We start from the raw sequence: 26,561 nt of genomic DNA on the forward strand, positions 1-26,561 counted from the left end.
TCAAGAGGCGAGCGCATCTTCGATCGCCGCGACGACCCGGCTCAGCGCCGGTTCGGTGAACAGGGTGTAGTGGTCGCCGGGCACGCTTTCGGCTCGGAACAGGCCGGTGCACACGCGCTGCCACGTCTGCGCCAGGGCGGTGTGCGACGAGGCGGCGGCCAGCACGGTGACCGGCCCGCCGTACGGGCCCTGGGGGCGGTAGGCCTGCATCGACAGGGCGCAGGCCCGGAAGGTGTCGTAGCGCGAGGTCAGCTCCTGCCCGCTGAGCCCCAGTTCGACGCCGAGTCGTTGCAGCGTCTGCCCGACGTCGGTCCGGCCCGCGGCCGGGTCGTCCAGCACCGCGCGTGCCGCCGGGCCGTCACGCCCGGCGAGCCTGGCGACGTCGTGCACGAAACGCTGCCGCGTCGTCGGCTCGTCGAGCGGGTCGGGGTCCTCGTCGTAGTCGGCGTCCAGCAGCACCAGCGGCGGCCGTCGTCCGGTCAGGGCTTCGAGCTGCCTGGCGACCTCGAAGGCGAGCACGCCGCCATAGGACCATCCGGCCAGGCAGAACGATTCCGGCAGGCCGCCGGCGATCAGCGTCGCCACGATCCGGGCGGCGGTGCTCACCATCGCGTCCTGCGGATCCACGGCGGTGTCGGCCGGGTCGGCGGCGAAACCGACCACGCTGACGTCTGCGCGCAGCGCCCTGATCACCGGCACGTAGCAGAACAGTTCACCGCCCGACGGGTGCAGCAGGATCACCTGCGCCGAGCCGGCCGCGTGCATCACCACCGCCGCCCGGCCGTCCTGCTTCACGGCAGCGCGGACCGCCGCCGGACTCGACAGGTGCTGCAGCGCGTCGAACGGATCGTCGTCGCCACGCTGGGTGGCGCGGGCGGTGTCGATGGTCGCGGCCAGGTGCGCGACGGTGGGGGAGACGAAGAAGTCGCCGAGGGTGATCTCCACCCGGAACCTGCGGTTGATCGCCGACATCAGCTGTACGGCCTGCAGGCTGTTGCCCCCGGCCAGGAAGAAGTCGTCGTGCACGCCGAGCCGGCTGTTGCGCAGCAGCGGGGCGAGCACGTCGTGCAGGAGCACCTTCTCGGTCGCGGTACGCGGCTGGTCGGTCGGGCCGGCACCGGCATCGGCCAGGTCGGGTGCGGGCAGCCGGCGCGCGTCGACCTTGCCGCTGCTGTTGAGCGGCAACTCGGCCAGGACCACGAAATACGACGGGATCATGTACGAGGGCAGCAGCGTGCGCAGATGCTCGCGCACCGCGGCCACCTGCTCCTGCGAGACGCCGGTCAGGTAGCCGACCAGGTGCTTGTCACCGGCGTCGTCGGTCCAGGCCCGCACGCTGACCGGCCCGATGCCGTCGAATCGGGTCAACGCCGACTCGACCTCGCCCAGCTCGATCCGCAGGCCGCGGATCTTGACCTGCTGGTCGAGCCGGCCGAGGAACACCAGCCGCCCGTCCGGCAGCCGCTTGACCAGATCCCCGGTCCGGTACAGGCGCCCGCCCACGGCGGTGCCGAACGGGTCGGCGACGAACTTCTCCGCGGTCAGCACGTCGCGGTTGAAGTAGCCGCGCGCCAACCCGGCCCCGCCGATGACCAGTTCGCCCGGCACACCGATCGGCACCTGGCGCAGGTCGCGGTCCAGCACATGCGCCACATGGTTGGCCATCGGCAGGCCGATCGGCGGCGAGGTGTCCCAGGTGCCCGCGCACTCCTCCACGATCATCGTCACCGTGCACTCGGTCGGCCCGTAGCCGTTGAACAGCCGCCGGCCCGGGTTCCACCGGTTGACCAGCTCACCGCTGAACGCCTCACCGCCGACGAACGCGATCCGCAGGTCGGTGAACCTTTCGGGCGCCAGCAGCGGCATCACGGTCGGCGGCAGGTCGATGACCGTGATCGCGGACCGCTCCATCAGCGACTGGAGCCGGTCGATCGACAGGCGCTCGTCCTCGGTCGCCATGTACAGCCGCGCCCCGGTCAGCAGCGCGGAGAACGTCTCGAACACCGACACGTCGAAGGTCGCCGAGGCGAAGCCGAGCACCCGGTCGGCGGGCGTCAGGTCGAACAGTTCCCGCGTGTTGTCGGTGAAAGCGACCACGCCGCGGTGCTCGAGCAGCACCCCCTTGGGCTTGCCGGTGCTGCCGGAGGTGTAGATGACGTACGCGACGTCGCCGGGCCCGGCCGCCGGCGGCGGATTGTGCCCGGCCATCGCGGCCAGTTCCTCGCCGACGTCGTCGAGCGTCACGACGGGCACGGCGACCTCGGTCACGGCGTTGCCGGCCGCGGTGTGCGCGATTACCGCGCACAGCCCCGCGTCGGCGGCGATCTCCGCGACCCGGGCCGACGGACTCGACGTGTCCAGCGGCACGTAGGCGGCACCGGTCTTGAGGACCGCGAGGATCGCGGTCGTCAGGTCCAGGTTCCGGCGCAGGCACAGCCCGACCCGCGCGCCCGGTGCGACGCCGCGCTCGCGCAGCAGCGCGGCGAGCCGGTTCGCCCGGGCGTTGAGCTCGCCGTAGCTGGTCTCGACGCCGCCGACGACGACCGCGACGCCGTCCGGACGTTCGTGGGCGCGGGCCTCGAACTGTTCGACGATGGTCGTCTCGCGGATCGGGCGTGTCGGCCCCTTGGCGACCTCGGCGAGAAACTGCGTGTCCGCCGCGCTCAGCATCTGCGCCGCCGACAGCGCGGCGTCCGGTGCGGCGGTCAGGGTCCGCAGCAGCCCGTCGTAGTGGCGGGCGAACCTGGCGATGCTGTCGACGTCGAACAGGTCGGTGTTGAACGCGATGTCCAAAGGCGCGTCGTCGCCGGGAGCGACCTGCTCCGTCAGCTGCCAGCTCATGTCGAACCGGCAGGCACCGGAGGCGACCGGCTCTCGGGACGTGACGATGCCGGGCAGAACGGTCGTGGGTTCCGCCTCGCGGACGTCGAACACGATCTGGAAGATCGGTGCGCGGGCCGGGTCGTGGGCCGGGTCGACCGCGTCGACCAGCTTGCCGAACGGCAGGCCGCTGTGCGCCGACGCCTCGCCCGACACGCGCGCGACCCGGCCGATCAGCTCACGAAACGTCGGATCGCCGCTCACGTCGACGCGCAGCGCCTGCAGGTCGATGAACCGCCCGACGGCCGCAGACAGGGACTCGTGCCGGCGGCCCGCCTCCGGCGAGCCGATGACCAGGTCGGCGATCCCCGAGTAGCGGTGCAGCAGGGCGAAGAACGCCGCGAGCAGCACGTCGTGGGAGCTCACACCCTCTTCCCGGGCCAGTTTGCGTGCCTGGTCCAGGCCGTCGTGCGCGAGTGTGAAACCGGCCCGCGCACCAGTGCCGGTCAGGGTGTCACCACGCGGACGGTCGGTCGGGAACTCCAGCACCTCGACGCCGGCCAGGGTGGCTCGCCAGTAGGCGGTCTGCTCGTCCAGCTCGCGGCTGTCGAGCCGGTCGCGCTGCCACAGCGTGTAGTCCGGGTACTGCACCACAGGTTCGGGCAGCCGCAGGTCGCCGCCGTCGACCGAGGACCGGTAGAACTCGGCCAGGTCACCGGCCAGCACGAGCTGGGACCGGGGGTCGCACACCAGGCTCGGCACGTCGAGCAGGAACAGGTGGTCGTCCGACGCCACCTTGATCAGCGCCGCACGCCAGGTCGGTGCCCTGCTCAGGTCGAACGGTGTCCGGGCCAGCTGCTCGGCCAGCGTCCGAGCGGCGGTCAGCCGCAGGTCGTGGTCCTCGCCTTGCACCTCGAGCAGCGGCAGTTCGACCGGGACCTCGGCGGCGACCACCTGCATGAGGTCGTCGGCGCGCGACACGATCGCTGTGCGTAGCGCGTCGTGCCTGGCCACGGCCGCGGTCAGCGCCGAACGCAGCGCGTCGACGTCGAGGTCGCCGCGCAGGCGCAGGCACAGCGGCTCGCCGGGCACGGCGCCGTCGGGGGCCTGGCGGTCGAGGAACCGCAGGGTCTGCTGCTGTGGTGACAGCGGCACCGGGCCGGTGTCCCGGCGCGGGGTGGGACCCCGCCCGGCCGCGATCTCTGCCTGTTGCCGCAGGCGGGCGAGGAACTGCGTGCGGCGCGGCTCGGGCAGCGCGGCCAGGCGCTGGCTCAGCTCGCTCACCTGCCGACTCCCTTCGGGTGGCCCGAGTGGACGGGCAGGTGTGCCAGCTCTGAGATGGCGATCGTCAGCACGTCGATGCCGCGCTTGTAGTCCGACAGCATGATGTGCTCGTCGTCGGAGTGATCGAGGCTGCTGTCACCGGGCCCGTAGGTGGCCATCGGGATGTCCCAGACCTCGGCGAGGGTGTTCATGTCCGAGGTGGCCGTCTTCACCACCAGGCGAGGCTGTGCGTGCAGCCGCCGGATGCCCGACGCCACCGCGCGCACCACCGGGTCGGCACGGCCCACCCGGCAGGCCGCCACCGAGTTCAGCACTTCCAGACGGCCGGACGGCAGCCGGTCGCGCAGCGCACGTACCAGGGCCTCGACGTCGAATCCCGGCGGGATGCGCACGCTGAGCTCCACCGTGGCCGTGGTCAGGTCGGCGTTGAGCTGGCAGAGAGTGGCGCCCGGCTGGTCGAACACGCCGTGGCCGGCGTCCGGTCCGAGCAGCTCGACCAGCGCGGTCCAGCAGGCGACGGCCAGTTCGGACGCCTTCGGTTCGGGGTTGCTCGGATGGGTGGCCGGGCACCTGACGGTGTAGCGCAGGTCGAGCTTGCCCTTGTAGCCGAGGACCACGCTCGACCACCCGCTCGGTTCGCCGATGATCAGCGCATCCGGGCGCTCGTGGTTGGCCCGGATGGCCATCGCGCCGCGGGAGCGGGGAGTCTCCTCCTCGACGACACCGATCACCACGATCCTGCCGCGGAAGTCCACCGCACCGGCCGCGGCGCAGATCATCGCCGCGAGCGGTCCCTTCGCATCGACGGCGCCGCGGCCGTAGAGCCGGCCGTCGATGGGGCGGACCGGGAGCACACCCGAGACGGTGTCCATGTGTCCCAGCAGCATCACCGTCGGGCCGTCACCGCGTTCGAGCACACCGATGACGTTGCCGACCTCGTCGATGTGCGCCTGGAAACCCAGGTCCGTCATCGCGTCGACCAGGTAGTCGGCCAGGTCGCCTTCGTGGTAGGAGGCGGAGGGGATCTCCAGCATGTTGCGCAGCAGCCCGATGGCGTACGTCTCGGTGACGCTGCCGGAGGCCGTGAATCGCCAGTTCATCGCCGTGCCCGTTCCATGAGAAAGTCGACGATGTGGTCCGCGACGTCCACTTTCGCGGCGAGCGCGGCTTGGAACCCGGTGAACTCGACCCGGTGGTTGACCTCCAGCACCAGCAGCCGGCCGTCGCGGTCCTCGATCAGGTCGACACCGGCGATGTCCGCGCCGACGGCGGCGGCCGCGTCGACCGCATACTTGTTGATCTCCGGGGTCACCTCGCACGGGCGGGTCTGCCCGCCGAGCGCCACATTGGTGCGCACGGCCTCACCGGTCCGGTAGACGGCGCCCAGCACCTGCCCACCGACGACGATGACCCGGATGTCGCGGTCGGGTTTGTCGATCAGCTCCTGCACGTACCCGACGTGCGACTGCGGGCTGGGCAGCGCCGCGACGTACTCCAGGACGCCCTGCGCGGCGGTGCGATCGGGCAGATGCGCCACCAGCCGACCCCAGGAACCGACCAGCGGCTTGATCACCGCGGGGTAGCCGATGGAGTCCAGCGCGTCCAGCGTGGCCTGCGGCGTGAGGCCCAGTGCGGTGCGCGGAGTCGGGATCCCGGCCGCTTCCAGGGCCAGGGTGGTGAGCCACTTGTCGCCGCACACCTCGGTGGCCTCGGCGCTGTTGAGCACCTCGACCCTCGCCGCGCTCAGGCAGCGGGCCGCGTACGCCGCCCGGACCTGGCCGATCTCCCGGTTCAGGGCGAGATCCCAGGGCAGGTCACGCTGCCCTGCCGGGAACCACTGCCGGCGGGTGTCGACGTGTTCGAAGGCGACACCACGTCGGTCGAAGGCGTCGAACAGCCGCTTCTCATCTGCGCCGACCCTGCTGGCGAGCACCGCAATCCTGCCCTCGCCTGGCCGCTGTGGTGTCGCTGACACGCGAACTCCGTTCTATAGCCACTGACTGACCGGCGGCATCACCGCTGTCATGCGTAGGAGGCGAAACTACGACGCTCGAAGCGGCCTGTGCGTCCTCGGCAAATTCAATTACGGGGACGCACCGCGTTTACTTCCCGCCGCTGCGGTCACCAGTTCCGATTACCCCGAGTCGGCGACCGCCGTGCCACCCTGGACGGGATTCGAATAGCTTCCGCAATGGTTCTCCTCACGCCGAGGAGAAGGAGGAGATCGTGGGAAACTCGCAGGAGCAGATACCGGTGCTCGCGCTCTGGAGCGCGCCTCGTTCACGGTCCACCGCGTTCGCGCGGATGATGGCCGAACGAGGCGACCGCACCGTCGTGCACGAGCCGTTCTCCCTGGTCGTCGACTTCGGCGAGGTGAAGGTCGGCGACCGGGTCGCGCGCAGCGAGTCCGACGTGCTCGCGGCACTGCGCGCCACCGCCGCGGAAAAGCCGGTGTTCTTCAAGGACACCACGGACTTCCACTACCCGGCCCTGCTGGCCGACGAGGGCTTCCTCGCGGCCGCGACACACACGTTCATCATTCGCCACCCGGCCGAGGCCATCGCCTCGCACCACAAGCTCAACCCGAACCTGGGCCGCGACGAGATCGGCTTCGCCTGGCTGTACGAGATATTCGCGGCCGTGCAGGCCGCCACCGGCACCACGCCAGTCGTGATCGACTCCGACGACCTGCTGGACCGGCCGGCCGAGACCGTGCGGGCGTACTGCTCCGCGGTGGGCATCCCGTTCCTGGTGGACGCGCTGAGCTGGGAGCCGGGCATGCGGCCGGAATGGCAGACGACCAGCAGGTGGCACGCGTCCACCAGCCAGACCGCCGGCTTCCGGCGCGACACGGGTGCCGGAGCCGAAGCGGTGGCCGCGGACCCGGTGCTGCGGGCCTACTGCGACTACCACCTGCCCTACTACGAGAAGCTGCGCGCCGCCGCGATCCGGCCGTGAGCCGCCGCGCGCGCGTCGGCGACATATGCATGGCCAAGATAAACACAGCGCTGACGAAAAGCTGTTTTCGCCGGGCTAAGTTCGAAATGTAGGACGGATTACAGATGAGGTGTTTCACGTGACGGGCATTGCGATGTCCTCCGTCAAAGCAGGGCTGTGCGATCCGGTCGACATATCTGGCCATCGCAACAACACGGCCATCTCTGCGGCGACGGAGACCAAAGCAGGGGCGTTCAATGTATGGGGGAACTCATTCGCGGCTGAATATCTGCCCGCGGGCGGGAGCCTCGTACACGTGGACGGTGTTCCCTTCGAGTTCCCACCGGTCTGCGACGGGCCGGACAACATCCGCGCGGCCGGGCAGTTCATCGGCGTCACGCCGGGCCGCTACGACTGGATCCACGTCCTGGCGGCCTCCGAACGCCGCTGCGAGGACACCATCGAGCTCAGCTTCGCCGACGGTTCGGTCGACGCCGAGCCACTGCGGATCTCGGACTTCTGGGCGGCGCCGGCGTGGTTCGGCGAAGTCAAAGCGTTCGAGAGCCTGGTCATGCACTACCCGCACCACATTCAACGCGGCGTTCCCGCGATGATGTGGGCCCAGCGGGTGCCCGTCACCCGGCGCGCCGACCTGACCGGCATCCTCATGCCCCGCAACGTCGCGCTGCACGTCTTCGCGGTCACCCTCCAGCGTCACGGACAGCTGTCATGACCGCCGGCGTCACGGCACGGACCTACATGATCGTGGGCCCGGAGCCCGAGTGGTGGTACCGCGACCTCGTCAGCTGCCTGCAGGCCACGTTCGGCACGGTGCTGGCACGGGCGGGCGTCGACCCGCTGTCCGTGCTCGGGGCCGGCTGGCGGTTCCTGCACCTGCCCGGCGACGTCAGGTCCGAAGAGTTCTACTACCCGTGCCCTGCCGACGAGTCCGGCCAGATCGACCTCGGCGCCGCCCTGGCGCCGCACCACCAGCTGCATTCGCGCTGGTGGCAGCCCGCCGACGAGAACGACGTCTGGCGCGAGGTCCGCGAGACACTGGCCGACGACCGGCTGGTCATCGCCGCCGTGGACAACTTCCACCTGCCGTTCCGGCCCGCGTACGGCGACGTGCACGCCGCACATCTCGTCGTGGTCTACGGCCTGGACGAGACCCGAGGGGTGGTCTACGTCTCCGACGCGATGCCACCGGCGTTCCGCGGCGCCGTCCCGATCGAGGAGTTCCTGCGCAGCTGGGGCTCGGCGAACCCGAGCGACGTCCAGGACGCGTTCTTCAGCGACTCGCAGATCGGCAGACGCTGCCTCGACGTCCGCCTGGACGCCCCGCCCGCACCGCTGACCCCCGAACTGCTCGGCAGCTACCTGCGTACCGACGTCGAGGCCTTCACGACGGCGAGCTCCACCCGCACCGGACTGGCCGGATTCGACGCGTTCGCCACGGAACTCGTGGATCGCTGCAAGGCCGGCGACGCCGACGCGCTGCGCGAGCTGTACCCGTTCGGCTGGGGCATGCAGGCGCAGGCCTCACTGCACGGTGAGCTGCTGCGCAGGTGCGGCCGGCAGTGGAACGATCCGGCACTGGCCGGAGCCGGGCGGGCGGTGGAGGCCGTCGCGCACGCGTGGACCGGACTGCGGTTCACCGGCGCCCACGGGCTCGAAGACCCCCGCGCCGCGGCAGCCGACATCGCGCACCACGCCACGGTGCTGCGCGGCAAGTACGCGCGCGCTGTCGACGCCGTCGGCACGACCGCGGCGCGCCTGTGACCCTCGCCGTCCGACCACCGTGAACTTGTGAAAGGGAGACTGATGAGCAAGCTGGCAGCATTCGGCGGTACGGCGGTCGTGCCGAGGGAGATGCGCCGTGTGGAGTGGCCGCGCGTCGAGGACGACGACCGCAAGGCCGTCATGGACGCCCTCGACGGCGCCCTGGTGTCCGACACGGACGGGGTCAACCCCGTGGCCGTGCTGGAGAACAGCTGGGCCGACCACTTCGGCTTCGGGCACTGCGTCGCGGTGTCCAACGGCACCGCGGCCCTGTCCCTGGCGTTGGCGGCCCTCGGCGTCGGACCGGGCGACGAGGTGATCGTGCCCGCGCTCAGCTTCATCGCCACCGGGCTCGCCCCGGTGCACCAGATGGCCGTACCCGTGTTCGCCGACATCGACCCGGTCACCTTCAACATCGACCCCGACGACATCGAGCGCCGCATCACCGACAAGACCGCGGCGATCATCCCCGTGCACCTGCACGGGGCGCCCGCCGACATGGACCGGATCACCGCGATCGCGGCCCGGCACGGCATCCCGGTCATCGAGGACGCGGCACAGGCTCCCGGGGCGACCCACCGCGGCCGGCCGGTCGGCGGCATCGGCACCGCGGGCGCGTTCAGCCTCCAGGTCAGCAAGAACATCCCCACCTGCGGCGAAGGCGGCCTGCTGGTGACCGGTGACGCCGAGCTGGCTGCGGCCATGCGCCGCGGCCGGCAGTTCGGCGAGGTCATCGAGAGCGGCCGCGACCGCGACTACATCTCCTACGGCCTGGGCTGGAACCACAAGATGAACGGCCTGCAGGCCGCGTTCACCACCGCCCAGCTCGCCCGGTTCGACGAGTACGAGCGCGCGCGCCAGCACAACGTCACCCGGTTCCTCGCCCGGCTGGCGAAGCTGCCCGGCCTGCGGGTGCCGACCGCGCTGCCGGACACCACCCACGTCTGGCACATCCTGCGGTTCCGGTTCGACCCCGCCGCGTTCGGCCTGGCCGGGGTGCGCCCCGAAGCCCTGCGCTCGACGCTGCGACGGCTGCTGCGCGCCGAGGGCGTGCCGATGTCGCAGTACCAGCTCATGCCGCTGCCCGACCAGAAGGTGTTCGTCGACCGTCTCGGCTTCGGCTCGGGCTACCCCTGGTCGGTGACCGGCGCGCCCGGAACGGTCGCCGGCGAGGGCTACCCGGTGACGCGGGCGGTCATCGCCGACTCCCTGACCATCCAGAAGCGTCACCTGAACCCGGGGGCCGGCGAGCTGCTCGACCTGTACGCCGACGCCTTCGAGAAGGTGTGGGCCAACAGCGACATGGTCGCGACGCTGGCGAAGGCGGCGTCATGACCATCACCCAGCTCCTGGAGTGCGACACCCTGACCGACGTCGCCGCCCGCATCCGCTCGCACGTCGTCGACATGTGCGCGGGGCCCGAAGGCGGCCACCTGGGCGGTGCGCTGTCCTGCGTCGACGTGCTCACCGCCCTGTACTTCTCGGTGCTCGACGTGGACACGCACTGGCCCGACGACCCCGACCGCGACCGTTTCCTGCTCAGCAAGGGCCATGCCGCGGTCGCGCTCTACGCGACCCTGGCCGAGCGGGGCTTCTTCCCGGTCGAGGAACTCGCCGGATTCGGGCGGGCCGGCAGCAGGCTGATGGGCCACCCGGTGCGCGCGGTGCCCGGGGTGGAGCTGCCGACCGGGTCGCTCGGCCACGGCCTGGCACTGGGCTGCGGGTTCGCGCTGGCCAACCGTTACGCCGGACGCGCCTCCCGCACCTTCGTGCTGCTGGGCGACGGCGAGCTGCAGGAAGGCTCCGTATGGGAGGCGGCCATCGCGGCCGCGTCGCTGCGCCTGGACCGGCTGGTCGCCGTGGTGGACCGCAACGGACTGCAGCTGACCGGCCCCACCGACGCCATCGCGCCGATGGAACCGCTGGCCGAGCGCTGGCGCAGCTTCGGCTGGGCGGTGCGCGAGGTGGACGGGCACGACCCGGAGCTGCTGGCCGACCTGCTCGACGCCGCCGCGTGGGAGCCGGGCAAGCCCAGCGTGCTGATCGCCCGTACGGTCAAGGGCCAGGGGCTGCCCTTCCTGGCCGGACGCGCCTCCAGCCACTATGTGACGCTGTCGCCGCGCAACCACGCGCGCGCGATCAGCGCGTTGCGGGTCGCGGAGGCCCTCGGATGAGCCGCGCGACCCGGGAGGCATACCGCGACAGCGTGCTCGCACTGCTGGGACGGCACCCCGAGCTGATGTGCCTGGACTCCGACACCGGCCTGTTCAGCGCCGATCACGCGGCGGCGGCCGGTGACCAGTACCTCAACCTCGGCATCGCCGAGCAGAACCTGATGGGCGTCGCCGCCGGGATGGCGGCGTGCGGGCGGGTCCCGTTCGTCAACACGATGGCCGCATTCGCCGCGTCCCGGGCACTGGAAGCCATCAAGATCGACATCGCGTACAACCGGCTGCCGGTCCGCATCATGGCCACCCACGGCGGCCTGGCCGCGGGCCACCTCGGCCCGACGCACCAGGCACTGGAAGACCTCGCCGTGATGCGGGTACTGCCCGGGATGACCGTCGTGGTGCCCGCCGACGCCGCCGCCACGGAGGCGTTCGTCGAGCAGAGCGTGACCCTGCCCGGACCGCTCTACGTCCGGCTCGGCCGCAAACCGACCCCGCCGATCCCCGCGGCCCCGCCACCGGTCATCGGAAAAGCGCAGACGCTGCGCACCGGCGGCGACGTGGTGCTCGTGGGCTGCGGCCCCTACCCGGTGCTCGCCTGCGTCGCCGCGGCGGAAACCCTCGCCGAACAGGGCATCGAGGCGACCGTGCTGAACATGCACACGCTGCGACCGTTCGACACCGAGACGCTGATCGCCGCCGCCCGCCCGGCCACGCTCGTGATCACCCTCGAAGAACACTGGCGCGCCGGCGGCCTCGGCGGCGCGGTCGCCGAAGCACTGGCCGAGGCACAACCCACCCGGGTACTGCGACTGGGCGTACCCGACAAGTTCGTCGACGAGGTGGGCAACCAGGAACACCTCGTCGCGCATTACGACCTCACCGCCGAACGGGTCGTGAGGGCGGTCCGCACCGCCCTCGACACCGCGGCCCGATCCGGCAAGACCGATTGGAAGGAATACCACTCATGACAACGATGACCGTGCAGGCCTGCCCGGAGTGCGAGGGGCCGGTGAACGTCGCCGATTCGGTCCGGCTCAGCGAGATTCTGGAATGCGGCGACTGCCGCAGCGAACTGGAGATCGTGGCACTGAACCCGACGGTCCTCGCCCTCGCACCCGAGATCGAGGAGGACTGGGGCGAGTAACCCTCCGCCGCCACCTGACCTCCCTACCCTGCGTCTGCCACCGCAGGCCCAGCGGTAGGGCGAGGAGGACGCCCGGTGGAGATCCGTCGACGATCTCGAAGGATCCACCGGGCGCTCATCCCGGGTACGGGAGGCGACCCTTCAACGATTCAGCTATTTGCCAAGAACCCTGTACATCCCTGTGAAGGAGTCGTATCTCATGCAGTCCGAGTTCCATTCTCCCGGCGCTGGGACGGCAACCATGATGCCCTCGCCGTTCTCCGTCCTGGACGACGCAGCCTCCTACGCATCGGCCGTCGACGAGTTCCTCACCGCATCGTCGTCCGCGACCGTGCCGGTGTGGACCGGCGGACGGGCCGACCTCGCGGCCTCCGTCGAACGTGCCGCCGCCATCTACGCAAACGTCAGCCGACCGGTCGCCCGCACGTACGGCGTCGTGCTGAAGCCCGACACGCTCCCCGCCGGACTCGGCGCACTCCTGACGCCGCTGGCACGCACCTGGCTCGACGAGACGGAGGTCGAGGCCGCACTGCTCGACAAGCTCGACGCGCAGGAGCACAGCGGGCGCGACACCGGCCAGGGCGAGGAATACACCGTGCTGATCGCCGGGCTCTACGAGCACTTCACAGCGGATCTCATCTGGCCCCTGGTGCGCGCCACCGCGCACCGGCCGAACGTACGCCTGACGTTCCTCACCGGCCGCGACGCCGCGTCGCTCGCCTGGTTCACCGCGAAGCAGTACGTGCACACAGCCTCGGACGTACGCGAACTCGGCCTCTACACCGCCGTCGACCGGGGGCTCACCCGCGACGGCGGCATCCAGCTGCGCGACGAGCGCGGCGTGGAGACCGCCGACGTCAAGTCCGAGCTGCTCGGCACCCGCTGGCGGCGCCTGTTCCTGCAGGGGCACGGGCGCGACGACTCGCTCAACCTGGCCGAGTTCACCATCTGCGGCCGCAATGACGCCGTCGAACGCAACGAGGCCCTGGTCGCTCCGCTGTGCGCCTTCACGTCCCACTGCTACAAGCCCGACGACAAACTGATCCAGCTGCGGGAGATCCGCGCCGCCGAGATCGTGCTGAGTTCCTGCAACAACAGCCCGTTCGCCGACGCGGCCGCCTACGACCCCAAGTACCAGCTGGTGCTCAACGCGATCGACGGCACCGCCAAGGACATCGTCGGCGCGATCACGGTCCACGACTCCGGCCGCGCGGAGAACGTCGCCTGGGCCGAAGCCGCCCTCGCGCACGCCTCGTCGGTCACCGCCCTCAACTCCAGCATCCGCAGCGCGGAGCCGTTCCCCGCATACGTCCACTTCGGCATCGGCGACGACCCGGGCGTCGCGCCGGAGCCGCCGGCTCTCACGCCGGAGCCGCTGCTGCTCACCACCTCCGCCCGCCTCACCGCCTACCTGGCCGGCGGCCTGCTGTCGGCCAACAACCCGCTGCGCCCCCGTCTGGACAAGCTCGCCGCCAAGGTCGAGAACCAGGTCTCCAAGCGCGACCTGGCGGTCAACCAGGACCGGGCCAAGACCATTCGCAGCCTCATGGACGACCTGCAGTCGGTGGACATGGCCATCGCCACGCAGTTCGTCAAGGATCCCGACAACGAGCTCAGCAACTGCTACGCCCACTTCGGCGACCGCGGACGCCTCGACTTCTCCACCATCGCCCACGTGCGCTGCCAGTGCGGGCGACCCGCGGAGCGCTACGTGCGCCGTGCCCTCGTGCCCACCGCACTCGACACCGAAGGCGTCATCTGCACCCGCTGCGGTGACGTCGCATTCCGCCTGAACGACTCACCGTCCCTGCTCATCTACACCGACGAGCAGGCCCCGGCCGGGGCCACGGTCCAGGTGCGGGTGGCGGTGCGCGAAGCACGGCCCGGCATCCTGCGCCTCGGGCTGTTCTTCGCCAGCTACGGGCGCGCCGGATGCACGATCACACCCGAACTGCAGAAGGTCCGCATCGGGTCGGACGGCACCGGCCAGGCCGAGTTCGCGCTGACCACGGACGCCGAGATCCCGCCGCACAACTACTACATGACCGCCTACGCCGTGCAGGACCTCGCCGTGACGATCGCTCGCCGCAACTTCGGCGTCATGCCCGCCACTGCTCAGGGCGCCTGACAAGCAGCAGGTAGGCGCCGGGTGGCGAGGCGGACCGGACTGCGGCCCGCCTCACCACCCGTTGCTGCGCGTCGGCGGCCCACTTCGGACCGGTGTCGGGCGAGAGGCATGATGGGTCCGTGACGTCACGCTCACGACCTCACCGCCGCCGTTCCGTGCTGGCGCTAGCCGTGGCGGGGCTGGCCACGACCGCGCTGGCTGCCTGCGGTGACGGCGAGAAGCCGCCCGCCGTGGGCGACGTGCTGCGCTTCCCGGTCGCCGAGCGCAAGGCGGCCCCCGCGGTCTCCGGCGAGCTGCTCGAGGGCGGCTTGTACGACATGGCGGCCAAGCGGGGCAGCGTGGTGGTGGTGAACTTCTGGGCGAGTTCGTGTCCGCCCTGCCGGCTGGAGGCCGGCGACCTGGAGCAGGTCGCCAGGGACACCGCTGCGAGCGGGGTCATCTTCCTGGGCATCAACACCCGTGACGGCCGGGACACGGCCAAGGCGTTCGTGGCCGTCCGCAACTCGTACCCGAGCATCTTCGACCCGGGCGGTCGGCTGTCGCTGCGCTTCACCGACATGCCCCCCGTCTCCATCCCTGCCACGCTGATCATCGACCGGCAGGGCCGGGTCGCCGCCGTGCTGCGCAAGGCGACCAGCGCCGCCGAGCTGGGCCCGATCGTGCGCGAGATCGCCACCGAGCGGGCCGGCTGATGGGGAGGACTTCGCCGCGGAATGGGGCAGCGGCTGCTACCGGCAGGTAAGCACTACATGCCGCTGCCGGACCAGGGCGTCTCATGAGCGGCCAGGGCCATTCGTTGATCTCGGCGATGTTGAAGGTGCCGAGCCGTCGTCGAGGTAGGGCCGTAGTCTGCTGCACAGTCCCACCACCGCCTCTGTTGTGCCGCGGGGCGCACCGTGCCATTGATCGCCGGACATCCAGCCGTACTCGGCTGGTGTGCCGGTATGGCGGACGAACACATGTTGATGGAAGTGCGCGTGACTCATACCGGCGATCGCGGAGAATACGAAGTCCGCCGCCAACTCCGTCCGCAACCCCAGCGCTGCTCGTCGAACCGCACGACCAATCGCTTCAGCCTCGGTGTCCGTGAGGTCGGCGAGGTAGGGCACGTGGCGGCGGCTCTCCACGTACAGGTAGCCGAGTACGGTTGTGCCGTCTTCCCCCGCAGGGCGGTGGGAGATCACCAAGTGCTCGTCCTCCCAGACGGTCGGCCCGACCAAGGGCCCGTCGCGCCGATGCTTGTCGCAGATCAAGCAGTCCAGCCGCGGTTGACCGGTCATGACCATGCCCGCACGGTAGCGTCCCCGAGAGCAACTTGCCGACCTGGGCGGTCAGAGCCACCCCTGGAGCCTGGGAAGGCTGGTCGAGGCCGAGCGCCGGCACGATCGCCCGCGACTGCTCCGCGTGGTCCTGCTCGCCGATCTCAGGCTGACGCCCGGGCTCGGCAGCGCGATCCGCGAACTCGACGAGAGCGACCCGCAGGTGCAGCGCTTCGTTGAGTGGGCCTACGGGTTCGCGAAATCGCGCCAGTGCCGTGACCGGATACGTTCACCGGCTTTCGGATCGGTGACTCGGTTGGGCCTGAGTCGGCGGTAACAGCCTCAGCGGGAAGCCGCCACGCTGCTGTCACCGCGTCGCGTATCGGGTGCGGATATGGAAGCAGATTAATCGGTCGCCGCCCGGGCAGGCCTGTGATTGACTCGCCGGATGATCGATTCCGACAGGTTGTCCGGCCTGCTCGCCGACCATTGGGGCCTCGTGGACGTCCGCGTCGAGGTGCACAACGGTGGTATGAACTCCGCGACCTGGTGGGTCGACCACGACGGCCGTCGCGACGTCGCCAAGCACACGCCCGGCTGGAACCGCGACAAGTTCGTCGGCGGACTCACTGTGGCCTCGCACGTCCAACGTGCTGGTATCCCGGCGGGTGCGCCGATCCTCACGACCTCCGGGCGGCTGGCGGCCGAGACCGCCGATGGGCCGGTGGCGCTCCTACAGCACGTGCCGGGCGCCGAGCCGCCCGATGACGAGAGCGGTCTACGTGCCATCGGGGAGACTCTCGGGCGCGTGCACGTGGCAGTCCGGGACATTCGCGTGGCTGGCGCAGAGCAGTTTCATTGGGTCGATCCGAACGCCGCGCACCTCGATCATGCCCCGGGTTGGGTGAAGCCCGGTATCACGAAGGCCCTGGCGATGCTCGACGCGCTCGACCCGCCGTCGCTCACATGGGGCATGTTGCACACCGACCCGGCACCTGAGGCGTTCCTCGTCGATCCCGCGACCGGTGATGTTGGATTGATCGACTGGGCGGTGGCCATGTCCGGTCCGCTGCTTTACGACCTCGCCTCGGCAGTCATGTACGTGGGCGGGAAGGTAGCGGCCCAGTCTCTGCTCGCGGCATACGTACGGACCGGTGCCCTCGGCGAGGACGAGATCGAGCGAGGACTGGACGTATTCCACCGGTTCAGGTGGGCAGTTCAGGCCGACTACTTCGCGGGGCGCATCGCGACCCGCGATATGACTGGCATCGAGGATGTGCGAGGGAATGAGATGGGCATTCTCGCAGCGCGGGAGTTCCTTGCGGACTAAGGCGTGCATCAGAAGTCGCACGCGGCACCGCCTGACCTGGTTGGTCGACGAGCGCTCGGTTCCGTGATCCGGACGCTCAGCTGGGTGCCGAGTTCGTGGAATCCGAGCGCTCGTGCTACCCGACGCGACGGTTCGGGGCGAGCCCGCCACTGGGGCAGGAGATCGTTGGCCAAGGCGTCAGCCACTGCGGCGCCCCCGACGATGCGGGCAAGCCCGCGCCCACGGTGTGGCGGAGCGGTGAGCACGCACATATGGGCCGCCTGACCCGGCCAGCGCCGGTAGCCGGCCGCCGCCACGACGTGTGACCCGCTGCGCACCACGTACGCGGGCGAGGTGATTTCGGCGAGCCCGCACTCGTCGGCGTCATCCGGTGGAACCGAGGCGAGGAGGGTGGCGAGATCAGTGTGATCCGCAGGGGTGACGCCCAGGACGCCGGGATCGGTCGGTCGGAAGCTGCGCTTGTCGCAGTAGGCCAGGGTCGCCGGGCCGTCGGGTCTCGTCCGCCTGCACCCACGCGCCGTAGCTCAGCGTTCGTGGCCCGGCATGCGCATTTCTCGCACTTTGGCCCAGGCGAAATGCGCGGCTTCCCTTGCTGTGCAGGGGAAGCCGCGCGCTATCGCCCGAGGTAGGTCGTGCGGTGCTCCGGCCCGTCGGAGAGGAACGCCGCGACCGCAGCCCGATGATCTTCGGTGCGTACGAGTTCGGCCGCGGCCCGGGGGAGCACCGCGTCGGCAGCCGACACCCCGCCGTCGAGGTACGCGCGCACGATCCGCTTGGTCGCCGCGTGCGCCACGCTCGGCCCGGTGGCCAGCCGCATCGCGTAGGCCAACACGGCCTCGCGGAAGTCGGCAGGCTCGAACAATGCGTTGACGACACCCCACTCGGCCAGCGTCGATGCGCGATACTGCGCGCCGGTCATCACGAGCTCGCGTGCGCGTGCCGGCCCGGCCCGCTCGGCGAGCCGCTGGGTGCCGCCCATGGACGGGGTGAAGGCGACCTTGCGTTCGACCAACCCGAACCTGGCCGACGCCGCCGCGACGATCAGGTCACAGGCGAGCGCGAGCTCGAACGCGGCGGTCAGCGTCAGCGAATGCGCGGCGAACACCGTCGGGCACGGCAGCGCCTCCAGCGCCTGGGTGATCCGCAGCTGCCGTGCCCAGAACGACTCGGCATCGGCCGGGTCGGTGTCGGCGAACACCTGGACGTCGACACCCGCGCTGACCACGCGGCCCTCGGCTCTGACCAGCAGCGCCCGGGGCGGATCAGCCGACAGCCGCGCGACCTCGGCTTCCCACGCGTCCCACATCGCCGGGTCGAACAGGTTCAGCGGTGGGCTGTCCATGGTGAGGACGGCCAGCGGGCCGTCGTGGGTCAGCCGGAGCGGCGCATTCACGCCACGTTCCGGAAGATGCTGATCGCGTTGTTGCCGCCGAAGCCGAACGCGTTGTTCTGCACGTACCGCAGGTGCGGCATCGCCAGTGGGGCACCGGTGACCAGGTTCAGCGCACCGTCGACCTCGGCGCGGTCCACAGCGGTCGGCGGCACCAGCCGATGCTTCAGCGTCAGGCAGGACGCCACCGCGCCGGCCGCGCCGGCCGCGCCCATCAGGTGCCCGACCGTGCCCTTGATCGCCGTCACGGCCGCGCGCGGGTAGATCTCGGTGAAGATGCCGCCCTCGACCGTGTCGTTGGCCCGGCTGCCGGTGCCGTGCGCGAAGATCACGTCGACGTCGGCTGCGGTGATCCCGGCCTCGGCGAGCGCGCGGTGATGGCACGCCTCGACGCCGCCGCGGTCCGGGGCCGTGGGGTGGCCGGCGTCGTTGTTGATCGCGGTCGAGAGGATCTCGGCATACGGCTGCTGCCCGGGACGCAGCGTGTCCTCGGTCTGCAGCACCAGGATGCCGGCGCCCTCGGACGGCGTCACGTAACGTCGGTTGACCGAGAACGGCAGGCACCGCGACGCGCCGATCGCCTGCAGCGAACTGAACCCGATGATGTTCTTCTCCGAGTACGGATCGCAGCCGCCGACGACGGCGGTGTCGGCGACACCGCTGCGCAGCATCTCGATCGCACAGGACACGGCGACGTTGGCCGAGGCGCAGGTGCTCTGCGTGGTGAATGCCGGCCCCCGGGCGCCGACGGTCGCCGCGACGCCTTCGGTGATCGAGAAGCTGGAGAAGCCGCCCGTCTCCGAGATGTCCCTGCGGCCGCCGGCGACGTCCTCGAGCGCGTCGGCCTGTCCGTCGCTGCTGCCGATGCACACGACGGCGTTGCGCACCGTGTCGTCGCCGCGTTCCAGGCCCGCGTCGCGCAGTGCTTCCAGAGCCGCGTATTCGGCGAACAGCGAGGCGGACCGCGGCCGCGCGCGTGTCTGCTCGCTCACCTGCGCGAGCGCGACGTCGCGGGCCTCCTGCGGCACCCGGCCGCCGAGCGCGCCCTCCTTCATGCCCGCGTACAGCGGGCTCAGTTCGGTGAACCGGTGTCGTGCCGCGCACAGGTCGTCCCAGAACGGGGCGGTGCCGGCACCGGCCGGGGAGATGATTCCCAGGCCGGTGACGAAGATTCGTGCTGACCTACTCACCGAGACCTCCGTTGCCAACTGTGTCGAAGTTTTGCCTGGTGACGGTCAGCGCACCGCGGCGCGCGAGCGGGCCGCGGCAGGTGAGCACGGACTGCTCGCCCACGTCCAACTTCTGGATCACGTCGAGGAACTCGGCGGTGACGAAGGCGCCGTTGCGGTCGATCGACCAGTCTGATCCGATCTGTGCGCCGAGCGCCACGACCGCGTCGTGGTCGGCGGTGAAGTCGAACTCGGCGCGGAACTCGCGGCCCTTGACGAACGTCGCGTGCGTCAACCCCGACCGGCACCGCAGACCGTTGGCTTCGCGCTTGGCGTCGAGCAGGGCTTCGGCAGAGTAGACGTCGCCGACGAGCACCTTGCTGGTCGACGAGCGGTCGGCGGCGAGCGCGTACAGCGCCTGCCAGATCGCGATCACCGGGGTGAGCAGACCCGCGTTGAGCGTCAGGTTCCTGCCGGTGGCGCCGATGCCGATGTTGACGAATGCGGAGGCTGAGCTCGATGTGGCGTTCGGGAAGTGCTTGGCGGACAGCATCTTGCCGTCGGCCAGCGCGCCGAGCTGCAGCCGGGTCAGTGCTTCGGTGTTGCCGTACTCGGTGCCGATCACCACGGTGTCGTCGGTGCGCGTCTGCGGCGCGTCGTCGTAGGTGCGGGCCAGGTACAGGCACAGGCGGGTGAAGGAGTCGCGGAACTGATCACCGTTGGTTCCGATGACCGCGGCCAGATCCGATGGGGGCTCGGCCAGCTCGCCTGGCACCTCCCATGGTTGCTGTCCGCATAGCGCGACCTGGCGGAGACTGAACTCGAACACGGGGCGCTCCGTTGCTTCAGAGATGGGCAGGGAACCTTACGAGACCGGGTGCGCGACCAGTTCGCGGACGTGACGCTGCAGGTCGGCGACGGTGGCGAAGCTGCCGACGGACTCCTCGTCGATGTTGATGTCGAGCTTGTTCTCCACGTGCATCACCAGGTCGATCATCGACAGGGAGTCGATTCCCAGGTCGGACCTGAGGTTCTGCTCGCCGGAGATCTCGAAGGACTCCGGCAGCTCGGCGACCTCCTTGAGGATCCCGTCAATCTTCTGCTCGAGAACGTCGGACATCGCTTCTCCTTTGGAATGGGAACGTGATCTGAACTTGCGTCGAGTCTGGCACGGAAGGCTTTGCGGCGCAGTAATCGGAACGTTTACCCGGGGTGCGGAAATGGTCAGTGCGATGTGTCTTTCCGAGCAATCACAGCGCGGACGTGCATGACATCGACGTGCCCTTATCGTCCTTTTGGGTGCGGCAGGTCTGGCTCGTTTCCTCTGGTCACCGGGTGCTGATGACCTGCTGCGGAGTCCATATGCCGGCCGCACTCGGCTTTGGGTACGGGGGAGCCGGCGGTTTCGAATGTGCCGTGCGGGATCGCACATTCCCCATTCTCGAACCTGCTGGTCCCGCTGCCGGCGAATAGAAGTGAGGAGATCAGATGTCGCTCGATCCGACCTACGTGATGATCCGGAATTACCGCGAGGCGACCGGATTCACGCCGCTCTACACGATGACGGTGGAAGAGGCCCGCCGCGCGGACGCCGCGACCGAGGCAGGAAGCTGGAATTGGCATGAGCACCCGGAAGAGGTCTTCGACCTGACCTTCGCCGGCCCGGCCGGCCAGGTGCCGGTCCGGGTGTACCGCCCGCAGAGCGACCAGCCGCTTCCGTTGCTGATGTACTTCAACGGCGGGGGTTTCGTCGTCGGCTCGGTGGCCACGTCGGACTCGATCTGCCGCGCGCTGTCCAGCTTCGCCCAGTGCGTGGTGGTCTCCGTGGGTTACCGGCTCGCGCCCGAGAACCCGTTCCCGGCGGCCATCGACGACTCCTACGCGGCCCTGAAGTGGGCCGCGGAGCACGCGGCCGAACTCGGTGCGGACGCTCGACGCATCGCCGTCGCCGGAGACAGCTCGGGCGGCAACGTGGCCGCGGTGATGGCGCTGAGGGCGCGGGACCACGACGGGCCGCCGCTGTCCGCCCAGGTGCTCGTCTATCCGCCGCTGCACAGCAACCTGGATTCGGACTCCATGCGCGAGCACAAGGATCCGATGTTCTTCAACGCCTACTCGAGCAAGTGGTTCTGGAGTCTCTACCTCGCCGACCCGGCCGACGGGGACTCCCCGTACGCCTCGCCGCTGTCCGCGGCAGACCACAGCCGACTTCCCGCAGCACTGATCATGACCGGTGAACTGTGCCCGGTGCGCGACGAGGGCAGGCTGTACGCTGACGCGCTCGCGCGTGCTGGTGTGCCGGCGGTGTACCACGAGTACGAGGGCCTGCCGCACGGGTTCCTGGCAGTGTCCGCGAAGCTGCAGACCGGCCGGGACGCGCTCCGGCTGATCGCCGAGTTCCTGCAGGAGCGGTTCGAGTCGGACGACGTGCTCGAACCGGTCGCCGCGGCGTCTGGCGCGCTCAGGTAACGGCTGTTCGTCGGGACCACGCGCACCCCTGCGACCGAGAGTCCGCAGGGGTGCGCGGACACCACCTCGGTCGGTGTACGCAGGTCGGCCACGCACCTGACGGTCAGGCAACCGTCACATCTGTCAGCAACCACCATCTTCATGCGGGTCTGCGCCACGGCGACAATGCCCGCAAGAATTGCGAGAAGCGATGTCGCAGTCCACCGCCCTGAAAACGCCGATCACCGAGGAAACCGTCGAGCCGCTCGAGACCGGACTCGACACCCTCCCCGACACCCCGCCTGCCAAGAACGCGCTTGTCGCCGCACTGCAGGACCAGACCATGCGCGGCCCGCTGTTCTGGAGCATCATCGGCCGCTCTCCGATCTACCTGGTCGCCATCGCCCTGGTGGTCGCCACCACCTCGCGAGGCTCGACCTATCTCTCGGCCGGCCTGCTGCTGGCCGGCTACACCCTCGGCGTCGCCCTCCTCGCACCGTTCGTCGCCCGGCGCGTCGACCGGTACGGGCAGCCCTCGGTCCTGCTTATCACCGGCATCGTCTACCCGGTGGCCCTGATCGGCTTCGTCTACGCCGCCAACGCGTCGCTGACCACGCAACTGGCCTGCGTGGTCGTCGCAGGCGCCACGAACCCGCCGCTCAGCGGCTGCATCCGGTCCCTGTGGAGCACCTCCGGGAGCACCATGGAGCGGGTGGGCCTGTCCATCGAGGCGGTGCTGGGCGAGATCTTCTCGATCGGCGGGCCGCTGCTGCTCAGCCTCGTGCTGTTCTGGGGCAGCGCGGACACCGCGCTCATCCTCGGTGGCCTGCTCGCCGGGGTGGGGGCCATCGGTTTCGCGATGACCCGAGCCTCGCGAGCGACCCAGGCCACCAAAGCCCAGCGCGAGGCCACCGGCGAGCGCGACCCGCTCGGCGCGCTCCGCTCCCCGGGCCTGGTCCGCCTGCTGTTCGTGCTGGCCACCTGCGGCATCGCCGCGGGCGTGTACAACGTCGCGGTGCCCGCCTTCGTCACCGCGCACGGCTCCGCCCAGGACATCGGTCTCATCTTCGGGGTGTGGGGGATCGGCGGCATCATCGGCGGACTCTGGTACGGCAGCCACACCCTGCGCCAGCCCGCAGAGCGGGCCTTCGCCGTCGGCCTGCTCGCCATGGGCGCGTGCGCCGCGCTGGTCCTGCTCGCCTGGGACAACTGGTCGATCGCGGCGGCCCTGTTCCTGCTCGGCGCGGTAGGAGCACCGGTGACGGCGATCTCCTACCAGCTCGTCGCCCGCACCGCTCGCGCCGACTACGTCACCGAGGCCTTCACCTGGGCCATCACGGTCAGCCTCGCCGGCTCGGCGGTCGGCGCCCAGCTCGGCGGCCTCGTCATCAACGCCTCCGACACCGAGGCGACGCTGCTCGCCGTGGTCGTCATCATGGTCGCGGCCGCGGCGGGCGCATACGCCATGCAGCACCGGTTCGCCGACGCCGCCGAAGCCGAACCGGCTTCATAGACAGCGGCGCCGCCGAGGCCGTACCCGTCACCGTGACGGGTACGGCCTTCGGCGTTGCCGGGCTCGCCGAGGGGCCGGTCAGAGAAGTCCGCGCTCGCGTAGCCGGGAGAGCCGGTCTGGCGGCAGGCAGTCGGCCAGGTTCCGGTCCAGGTCGACCAGTTCAAGGTCCACCGGGTAGACCACGAAGTCGTCGGTGACCGGCAGCGTGTCCGACCAGTCGCGCAGGTTGAGCCGAGCGGCCACCGCGCACAACAGCCGCCGACCGACCTCGGATCCGGCACCGGCATCGAGGTCTTCCGCGTCGAGCAGGGCGAGCTCCTGTCGTACCAGCCGCACCGATGCGTCGTCGTCGATGTCGACGTGGGCGCAGGCTTCGAAATCGGCCGGCGACCAGGCGGCCTGGGCGTCGATCGCCGTCAGGGCGGCGCGCTCGTCCGCCGTGGCGGCGTAGACCTCGATGGACAGCGCGTTCGATCGGTAGTAGCCCAGCGCGACACAGGCGGCGGGGCCGTCGACCACCAGGCCCGCCACGGCGTCCGGGATCACTGCGAGCAGTGCGTCCTCGATGGTCCGGCACGCCGCGTCGAGGTCGAATCCGACCGGCGGCCGCTCATAACGCACCTCGGACCGGCGGCCCATTACCTCGACGACACGGACCAGGCCGCGCTCGTCGTGCTCGGCCGTGAGCACCGAAGGCGCCCGGCCGTCGTGCGAGATCTCGACGCGGCTGATCCTCCGGTCGGTGTAGGTGTACACCTCGCGCCCCGAACCGCGCCGCGCGACCATGTCGGCCGAGCGCATCAACCCGTCCACGAAGCGGTACTCGTGCAGATAGATGGGCTCGTCCTGATCGAAGTGCGCCGCCTCGACCACGTCACCGTCGTGGCGGACGAACGTCTCGTAGTACAGACGACCGTGCAGAAAACCGCTGTACTCCTCGGTCACCACCGCGCGGCCGTGCGCGTCGAACCCGATGCGCAGTACGTCCCGATCGGCCGGCGGTCGGGCGTCCAGCCGGCGGCCGGCCTTGAGCAGGTCCCGTTCGAAGCGCAACGGACGAAGATCAAGGCCGGGCCAGGTGTACCAGTCCCAGCGCCCGACGAGCGCGGTCGCCGCTCTCCTTCGAGCGTCGCGCTCGGAAGCGAGCTGGGCGAACCGCGCTGCAAGGTCGGACACGTCCGGGATCCTACGGGTCGCGCCACCAGTCTGGTCTGCCGTGCGGTTCGCTCACACGCGGACCTCTTCCCTGCGTGAGCTGCGGTTCGGCGGCTCCATGCCGGAGATGTGCACCGTCGTGCCGGCCCCCGCGAGGGCTCGTCTGACGGGTTCGGAGATGCGTCCGTCCGCGATGCGCACGGTGGCGACGCCGCCGTCGAGCGCTTCGCGTGCCGCGATGAGCTTGAGCGCCATGCCACCGGTCGCGGACGGGTCAGGGGCGCCGGTGGGGGAGATCTGCACCGCGGACTGCACGCTGGTGGGGTCGGCGGGATCGGCGAGCACGCCGGGTGCGCCGGTGAGCAGGAGCAGCTGGTCGGCGCCGAGCGCCGCGGCCAGTGCCGCCGCGGCGCGGTCGGCGTCGACGTTCACCGGGTGGCCCTGCTCGTCGACGGCCGGAGGTGAGATCACCGGCACGAAGCCGGCGCGCAGGAGAGCCCGGGGGAGTTCGGTGTCGACGTGAGCGATCCGGCCGCTGTGGTTGTCGCGGATCAACACGGTACGACCGTCGACGACGGCGCGGACGGCTGACTTCCGGCGGGCCCGGAGCATGCCGCCGTCCATGCCGGTGAGGCCGACCGCACGCACCTGATGGCGGGACAGTTCCGCCACCAGCTTGGGTTTGACCGCGCCGGCCAGCGCCAGGACGACCACTTCGAGGGTTTCCGGGTCGGTGTGACGGGTGGAGACGCTGTCCGGCGCGACGAGGGTGCGTTGCGGGACGCCGAGCCTGCCGGCCAGCCGTGCGATCTCGCCGGAGCCGCCGTGGACGAGCAGGATCGAATGATCCTCGTGCACGAGGCGGGCGATGTCGGCGCAGATGTCGGCGGCGTTCACGGCGGGATTGCCGCCGCATTTGACGACGATGAGCGGTTTGGTGGTCACGGTCTCTCCGGTCGGCGGGGTCACAGGGGGTGCAGGCCGGGGAAGGTCAGCCCGAGGGTCTCGGGCAGCCCCATGCGGATGTTGAAGCACTGCAGGGCGTTGCCGGCACCACCCTTGACGAGGTTGTCCAAGGCTCCGATGACGGTCAGGCGACCGGTGTCCGCGTCGAGGGCGTAGCCGACGTCGCAGAAGTTCGACCCCAGCAGGATCTTCGGTTCGGGGTAGCGGAAGATGCCGCGCTGGTGTGCCACGACACGCACGAACGGCTCCTTGGCGTACTGCTCACGGAACGCCCGGCGCACGGTGCGTTCGTCCACGCCGGGGCGCAGGGTGGCATGGCCGATGGTCTGGACTCCGCGGACCGCTTCGACCCCCGTCGCGGTCATCGCGGCCGCCAGGCCCAGGTGCCGGGAGATCTCGGCTTCGTGCCGGTGCCGGGTCGGCGCGAACACGCGCATGGCGCCGCTGCGTTCGGCGTGCAGGTTGGCCGGGCCGGCGGTGGCACCCGAGCCGCTGGAGCCGGTCCGGGCGTCGAACTGGGCTCCCTGGCGCAGGTCGATGAGATCGTGCGCCACCAGCGGATACAGGGCGAGCACGCCGGCGGTGGCCATGCACCCGGGAACGCTGATCAGGTCCGCGGCACGCAGGCGCTCGCGGTACAGCTCGGGAAGGCCCGGCACGAAGTCGGCCAGCAGCTGCGGGGCCAGGTGCTCCTCGCCGTAGTAGCGCTGGAAGACCTCGGTGTCATCGAGCCGGAAGTCCCCGGTCATGTCGACGACCAGCTTGGACCGCTGGATCCAGTGATCCATCTGGGTCATCGCCACCCGGTGCGGCAGGGCCAGGAACACCGCGTCGCACTCGCCGACCGCTTCGGCCGCGCAGAACGACAGGTCGGTGACCGACCGCAGATTCGGATGCACACCGTCGATCCGCTTGCCCGCGAAACGCGACGAGACCGCGCCCGCCACCTCGATCTCGGGATGTCCCAGCAGCAGCCGCAGCAGCTCGCCGCCGATGTAACCGCCCGCGCCGACAACCGTCACCCGCAGCATGAGCCCATCCTTCCCATCGACACACTGCGACACA

The 26,561-nt window shown here is 70.3% G+C and carries 24 protein-coding genes; 12 read left to right on the plus strand and 12 right to left on the minus strand.

Annotated features, from left to right (window positions below; all coding sequences use genetic code 11):
• Genes HAV39_RS13835 through HAV39_RS13845 form a run of 3 tightly spaced genes read right to left on the minus strand, consistent with a single transcriptional unit; the run spans position 1 to position 6,037 of the window.
• Positions 1-4,104 carry a non-ribosomal peptide synthetase gene (locus HAV39_RS13835; protein ID WP_203736280.1) on the minus strand — a complete coding sequence of 1,368 codons (4,104 nt, stop codon included), beginning with the start codon at positions 4,102-4,104 and terminating at the stop codon, positions 1-3.
• Positions 4,101-5,204, minus strand: a complete 1,104-nt coding sequence (locus HAV39_RS13840) for a M20/M25/M40 family metallo-hydrolase (RefSeq protein WP_191839623.1) — start codon at positions 5,202-5,204, stop codon at positions 4,101-4,103. Before HAV39_RS13840 ends, HAV39_RS13835 begins: the two co-directional genes overlap by 4 nt.
• The gene (locus HAV39_RS13845; protein WP_244958808.1) at positions 5,201-6,037 is read right to left on the minus strand and encodes a RimK family alpha-L-glutamate ligase; all 837 of its coding nucleotides are present in this window, start codon (positions 6,035-6,037) and stop codon (positions 5,201-5,203) included. Before HAV39_RS13845 ends, HAV39_RS13840 begins: the two co-directional genes overlap by 4 nt.
• 293 nt (positions 6,038-6,330) lie before the next feature.
• Between HAV39_RS13845 and HAV39_RS13850 the strand changes: the two genes are divergently transcribed.
• The 9 genes from HAV39_RS13850 to HAV39_RS13890 all read left to right on the plus strand — a co-directional run bounded on the left by HAV39_RS13850 (position 6,331) and on the right by HAV39_RS13890 (position 14,958).
• The gene (locus HAV39_RS13850; protein ID WP_191839625.1) at positions 6,331-7,062 is read left to right on the plus strand and encodes a sulfotransferase-like domain-containing protein; all 732 of its coding nucleotides are present in this window, start codon (positions 6,331-6,333) and stop codon (positions 7,060-7,062) included.
• 118 nt (positions 7,063-7,180) lie between these two features.
• On the plus strand, positions 7,181-7,774 hold the full coding sequence (locus HAV39_RS13855) for a hypothetical protein (RefSeq protein WP_203736279.1): 594 nt from the start codon (positions 7,181-7,183) through the stop codon (positions 7,772-7,774).
• The gene (locus tag HAV39_RS13860) at positions 7,771-8,823 is read left to right on the plus strand and encodes a BtrH N-terminal domain-containing protein (protein ID WP_191839626.1); all 1,053 of its coding nucleotides are present in this window, start codon (positions 7,771-7,773) and stop codon (positions 8,821-8,823) included. Before HAV39_RS13855 ends, HAV39_RS13860 begins: the two co-directional genes overlap by 4 nt.
• Positions 8,824-8,865: 42 nt before the next feature.
• Complete coding sequence (locus HAV39_RS13865; protein WP_191839627.1) at positions 8,866-10,158, plus strand: DegT/DnrJ/EryC1/StrS family aminotransferase; 1,293 nt, start codon at positions 8,866-8,868, stop codon at positions 10,156-10,158.
• Complete coding sequence (locus HAV39_RS13870) at positions 10,155-10,997, plus strand: transketolase (protein ID WP_191839628.1); 843 nt, start codon at positions 10,155-10,157, stop codon at positions 10,995-10,997. Before HAV39_RS13865 ends, HAV39_RS13870 begins: the two co-directional genes overlap by 4 nt.
• The gene (locus tag HAV39_RS13875) at positions 10,994-11,962 is read left to right on the plus strand and encodes a transketolase family protein (RefSeq protein ID WP_191839629.1); all 969 of its coding nucleotides are present in this window, start codon (positions 10,994-10,996) and stop codon (positions 11,960-11,962) included. Before HAV39_RS13870 ends, HAV39_RS13875 begins: the two co-directional genes overlap by 4 nt.
• Entirely contained in the window at positions 11,959-12,138 is a 180-nt protein-coding gene (locus tag HAV39_RS13880) for a lysine biosynthesis protein LysW (protein WP_120319601.1), read from the plus strand. Before HAV39_RS13875 ends, HAV39_RS13880 begins: the two co-directional genes overlap by 4 nt.
• Positions 12,139-12,337: 199 nt before the next feature.
• Positions 12,338-14,266: a hypothetical protein gene (locus tag HAV39_RS13885; RefSeq protein WP_191839630.1), complete on the plus strand. Its 1,929-nt coding sequence runs from the start codon at positions 12,338-12,340 to the stop codon at positions 14,264-14,266.
• Positions 14,267-14,385: 119 nt separating this feature from the next.
• Positions 14,386-14,958, plus strand: coding sequence for a TlpA family protein disulfide reductase (locus HAV39_RS13890; protein WP_239120624.1), 573 nt, complete (start codon positions 14,386-14,388; stop codon positions 14,956-14,958).
• Between the two features lie 81 nt (positions 14,959-15,039).
• Here the strand turns inward: HAV39_RS13890 and HAV39_RS13895 are convergent, their stop codons facing one another.
• Complete coding sequence (locus tag HAV39_RS13895; protein ID WP_239120623.1) at positions 15,040-15,552, minus strand: HIT family protein; 513 nt, start codon at positions 15,550-15,552, stop codon at positions 15,040-15,042.
• Between the two features lie 421 nt (positions 15,553-15,973).
• On the opposite strand from HAV39_RS13895, the gene HAV39_RS13900 reads away from it, so the two are divergent.
• Positions 15,974-16,855 (plus strand): phosphotransferase enzyme family protein, encoded by an 882-nt coding sequence (locus tag HAV39_RS13900; RefSeq protein ID WP_191839631.1) that lies wholly within the window; start codon positions 15,974-15,976, stop codon positions 16,853-16,855.
• Positions 16,856-16,863: 8 nt separating this feature from the next.
• On the opposite strand, the gene HAV39_RS43620 is transcribed toward HAV39_RS13900, so the two are convergent.
• The 5 genes from HAV39_RS43620 to HAV39_RS13925 form a co-directional block, all read right to left on the minus strand.
• On the minus strand, positions 16,864-17,175 hold the full coding sequence (locus HAV39_RS43620; RefSeq protein ID WP_425321545.1) for a GNAT family N-acetyltransferase: 312 nt from the start codon (positions 17,173-17,175) through the stop codon (positions 16,864-16,866).
• A gap of 293 nt (positions 17,176-17,468) precedes the next feature.
• On the minus strand, positions 17,469-18,248 hold the full coding sequence (locus HAV39_RS13910) for an enoyl-CoA hydratase/isomerase family protein (RefSeq protein WP_203736276.1): 780 nt from the start codon (positions 18,246-18,248) through the stop codon (positions 17,469-17,471).
• Positions 18,245-19,435, minus strand: coding sequence for a beta-ketoacyl synthase N-terminal-like domain-containing protein (locus HAV39_RS13915; protein WP_191839632.1), 1,191 nt, complete (start codon positions 19,433-19,435; stop codon positions 18,245-18,247). Before HAV39_RS13915 ends, HAV39_RS13910 begins: the two co-directional genes overlap by 4 nt.
• On the minus strand, positions 19,428-20,243 hold the full coding sequence (locus HAV39_RS13920) for a hypothetical protein (RefSeq protein ID WP_191839633.1): 816 nt from the start codon (positions 20,241-20,243) through the stop codon (positions 19,428-19,430). Before HAV39_RS13920 ends, HAV39_RS13915 begins: the two co-directional genes overlap by 8 nt.
• 36 nt (positions 20,244-20,279) lie before the next feature.
• Positions 20,280-20,534 (minus strand): acyl carrier protein, encoded by a 255-nt coding sequence (locus HAV39_RS13925; RefSeq protein WP_191839634.1) that lies wholly within the window; start codon positions 20,532-20,534, stop codon positions 20,280-20,282.
• 368 nt (positions 20,535-20,902) lie between these two features.
• On the opposite strand from HAV39_RS13925, the gene HAV39_RS13930 reads away from it, so the two are divergent.
• Positions 20,903-21,883: an alpha/beta hydrolase gene (locus tag HAV39_RS13930; protein ID WP_191839635.1), complete on the plus strand. Its 981-nt coding sequence runs from the start codon at positions 20,903-20,905 to the stop codon at positions 21,881-21,883.
• Positions 21,884-22,073: 190 nt separating this feature from the next.
• Entirely contained in the window at positions 22,074-23,375 is a 1,302-nt protein-coding gene (locus tag HAV39_RS13935; protein WP_191839636.1) for an MFS transporter, read from the plus strand.
• A gap of 78 nt (positions 23,376-23,453) precedes the next feature.
• Here HAV39_RS13935 and HAV39_RS13940 read toward each other — a convergent pair whose 3' ends face one another.
• Genes HAV39_RS13940 through argC form a run of 3 tightly spaced genes read right to left on the minus strand, consistent with a single transcriptional unit; the run spans position 23,454 to position 26,527 of the window.
• A complete protein-coding gene (locus HAV39_RS13940) occupies positions 23,454-24,551 on the minus strand; it encodes a hypothetical protein (RefSeq protein ID WP_191839637.1) in 1,098 nt (365 codons plus the stop codon).
• 51 nt (positions 24,552-24,602) lie between these two features.
• Complete coding sequence (locus tag HAV39_RS13945; RefSeq protein ID WP_191839638.1) at positions 24,603-25,475, minus strand: [LysW]-aminoadipate kinase; 873 nt, start codon at positions 25,473-25,475, stop codon at positions 24,603-24,605.
• 20 nt (positions 25,476-25,495) lie between these two features.
• The gene (gene argC, locus HAV39_RS13950) at positions 25,496-26,527 is read right to left on the minus strand and encodes an N-acetyl-gamma-glutamyl-phosphate reductase (RefSeq protein WP_191839639.1); all 1,032 of its coding nucleotides are present in this window, start codon (positions 26,525-26,527) and stop codon (positions 25,496-25,498) included.
• Between the last annotated feature and the right edge of the window lie 34 nt (positions 26,528-26,561).

Origin of the sequence: Catellatospora chokoriensis, assembly GCF_011297315.1 — a bacterium.
Taxonomy (GTDB): Bacteria; Actinomycetota; Actinomycetes; order Mycobacteriales; family Micromonosporaceae; genus Catellatospora; species Catellatospora citrea.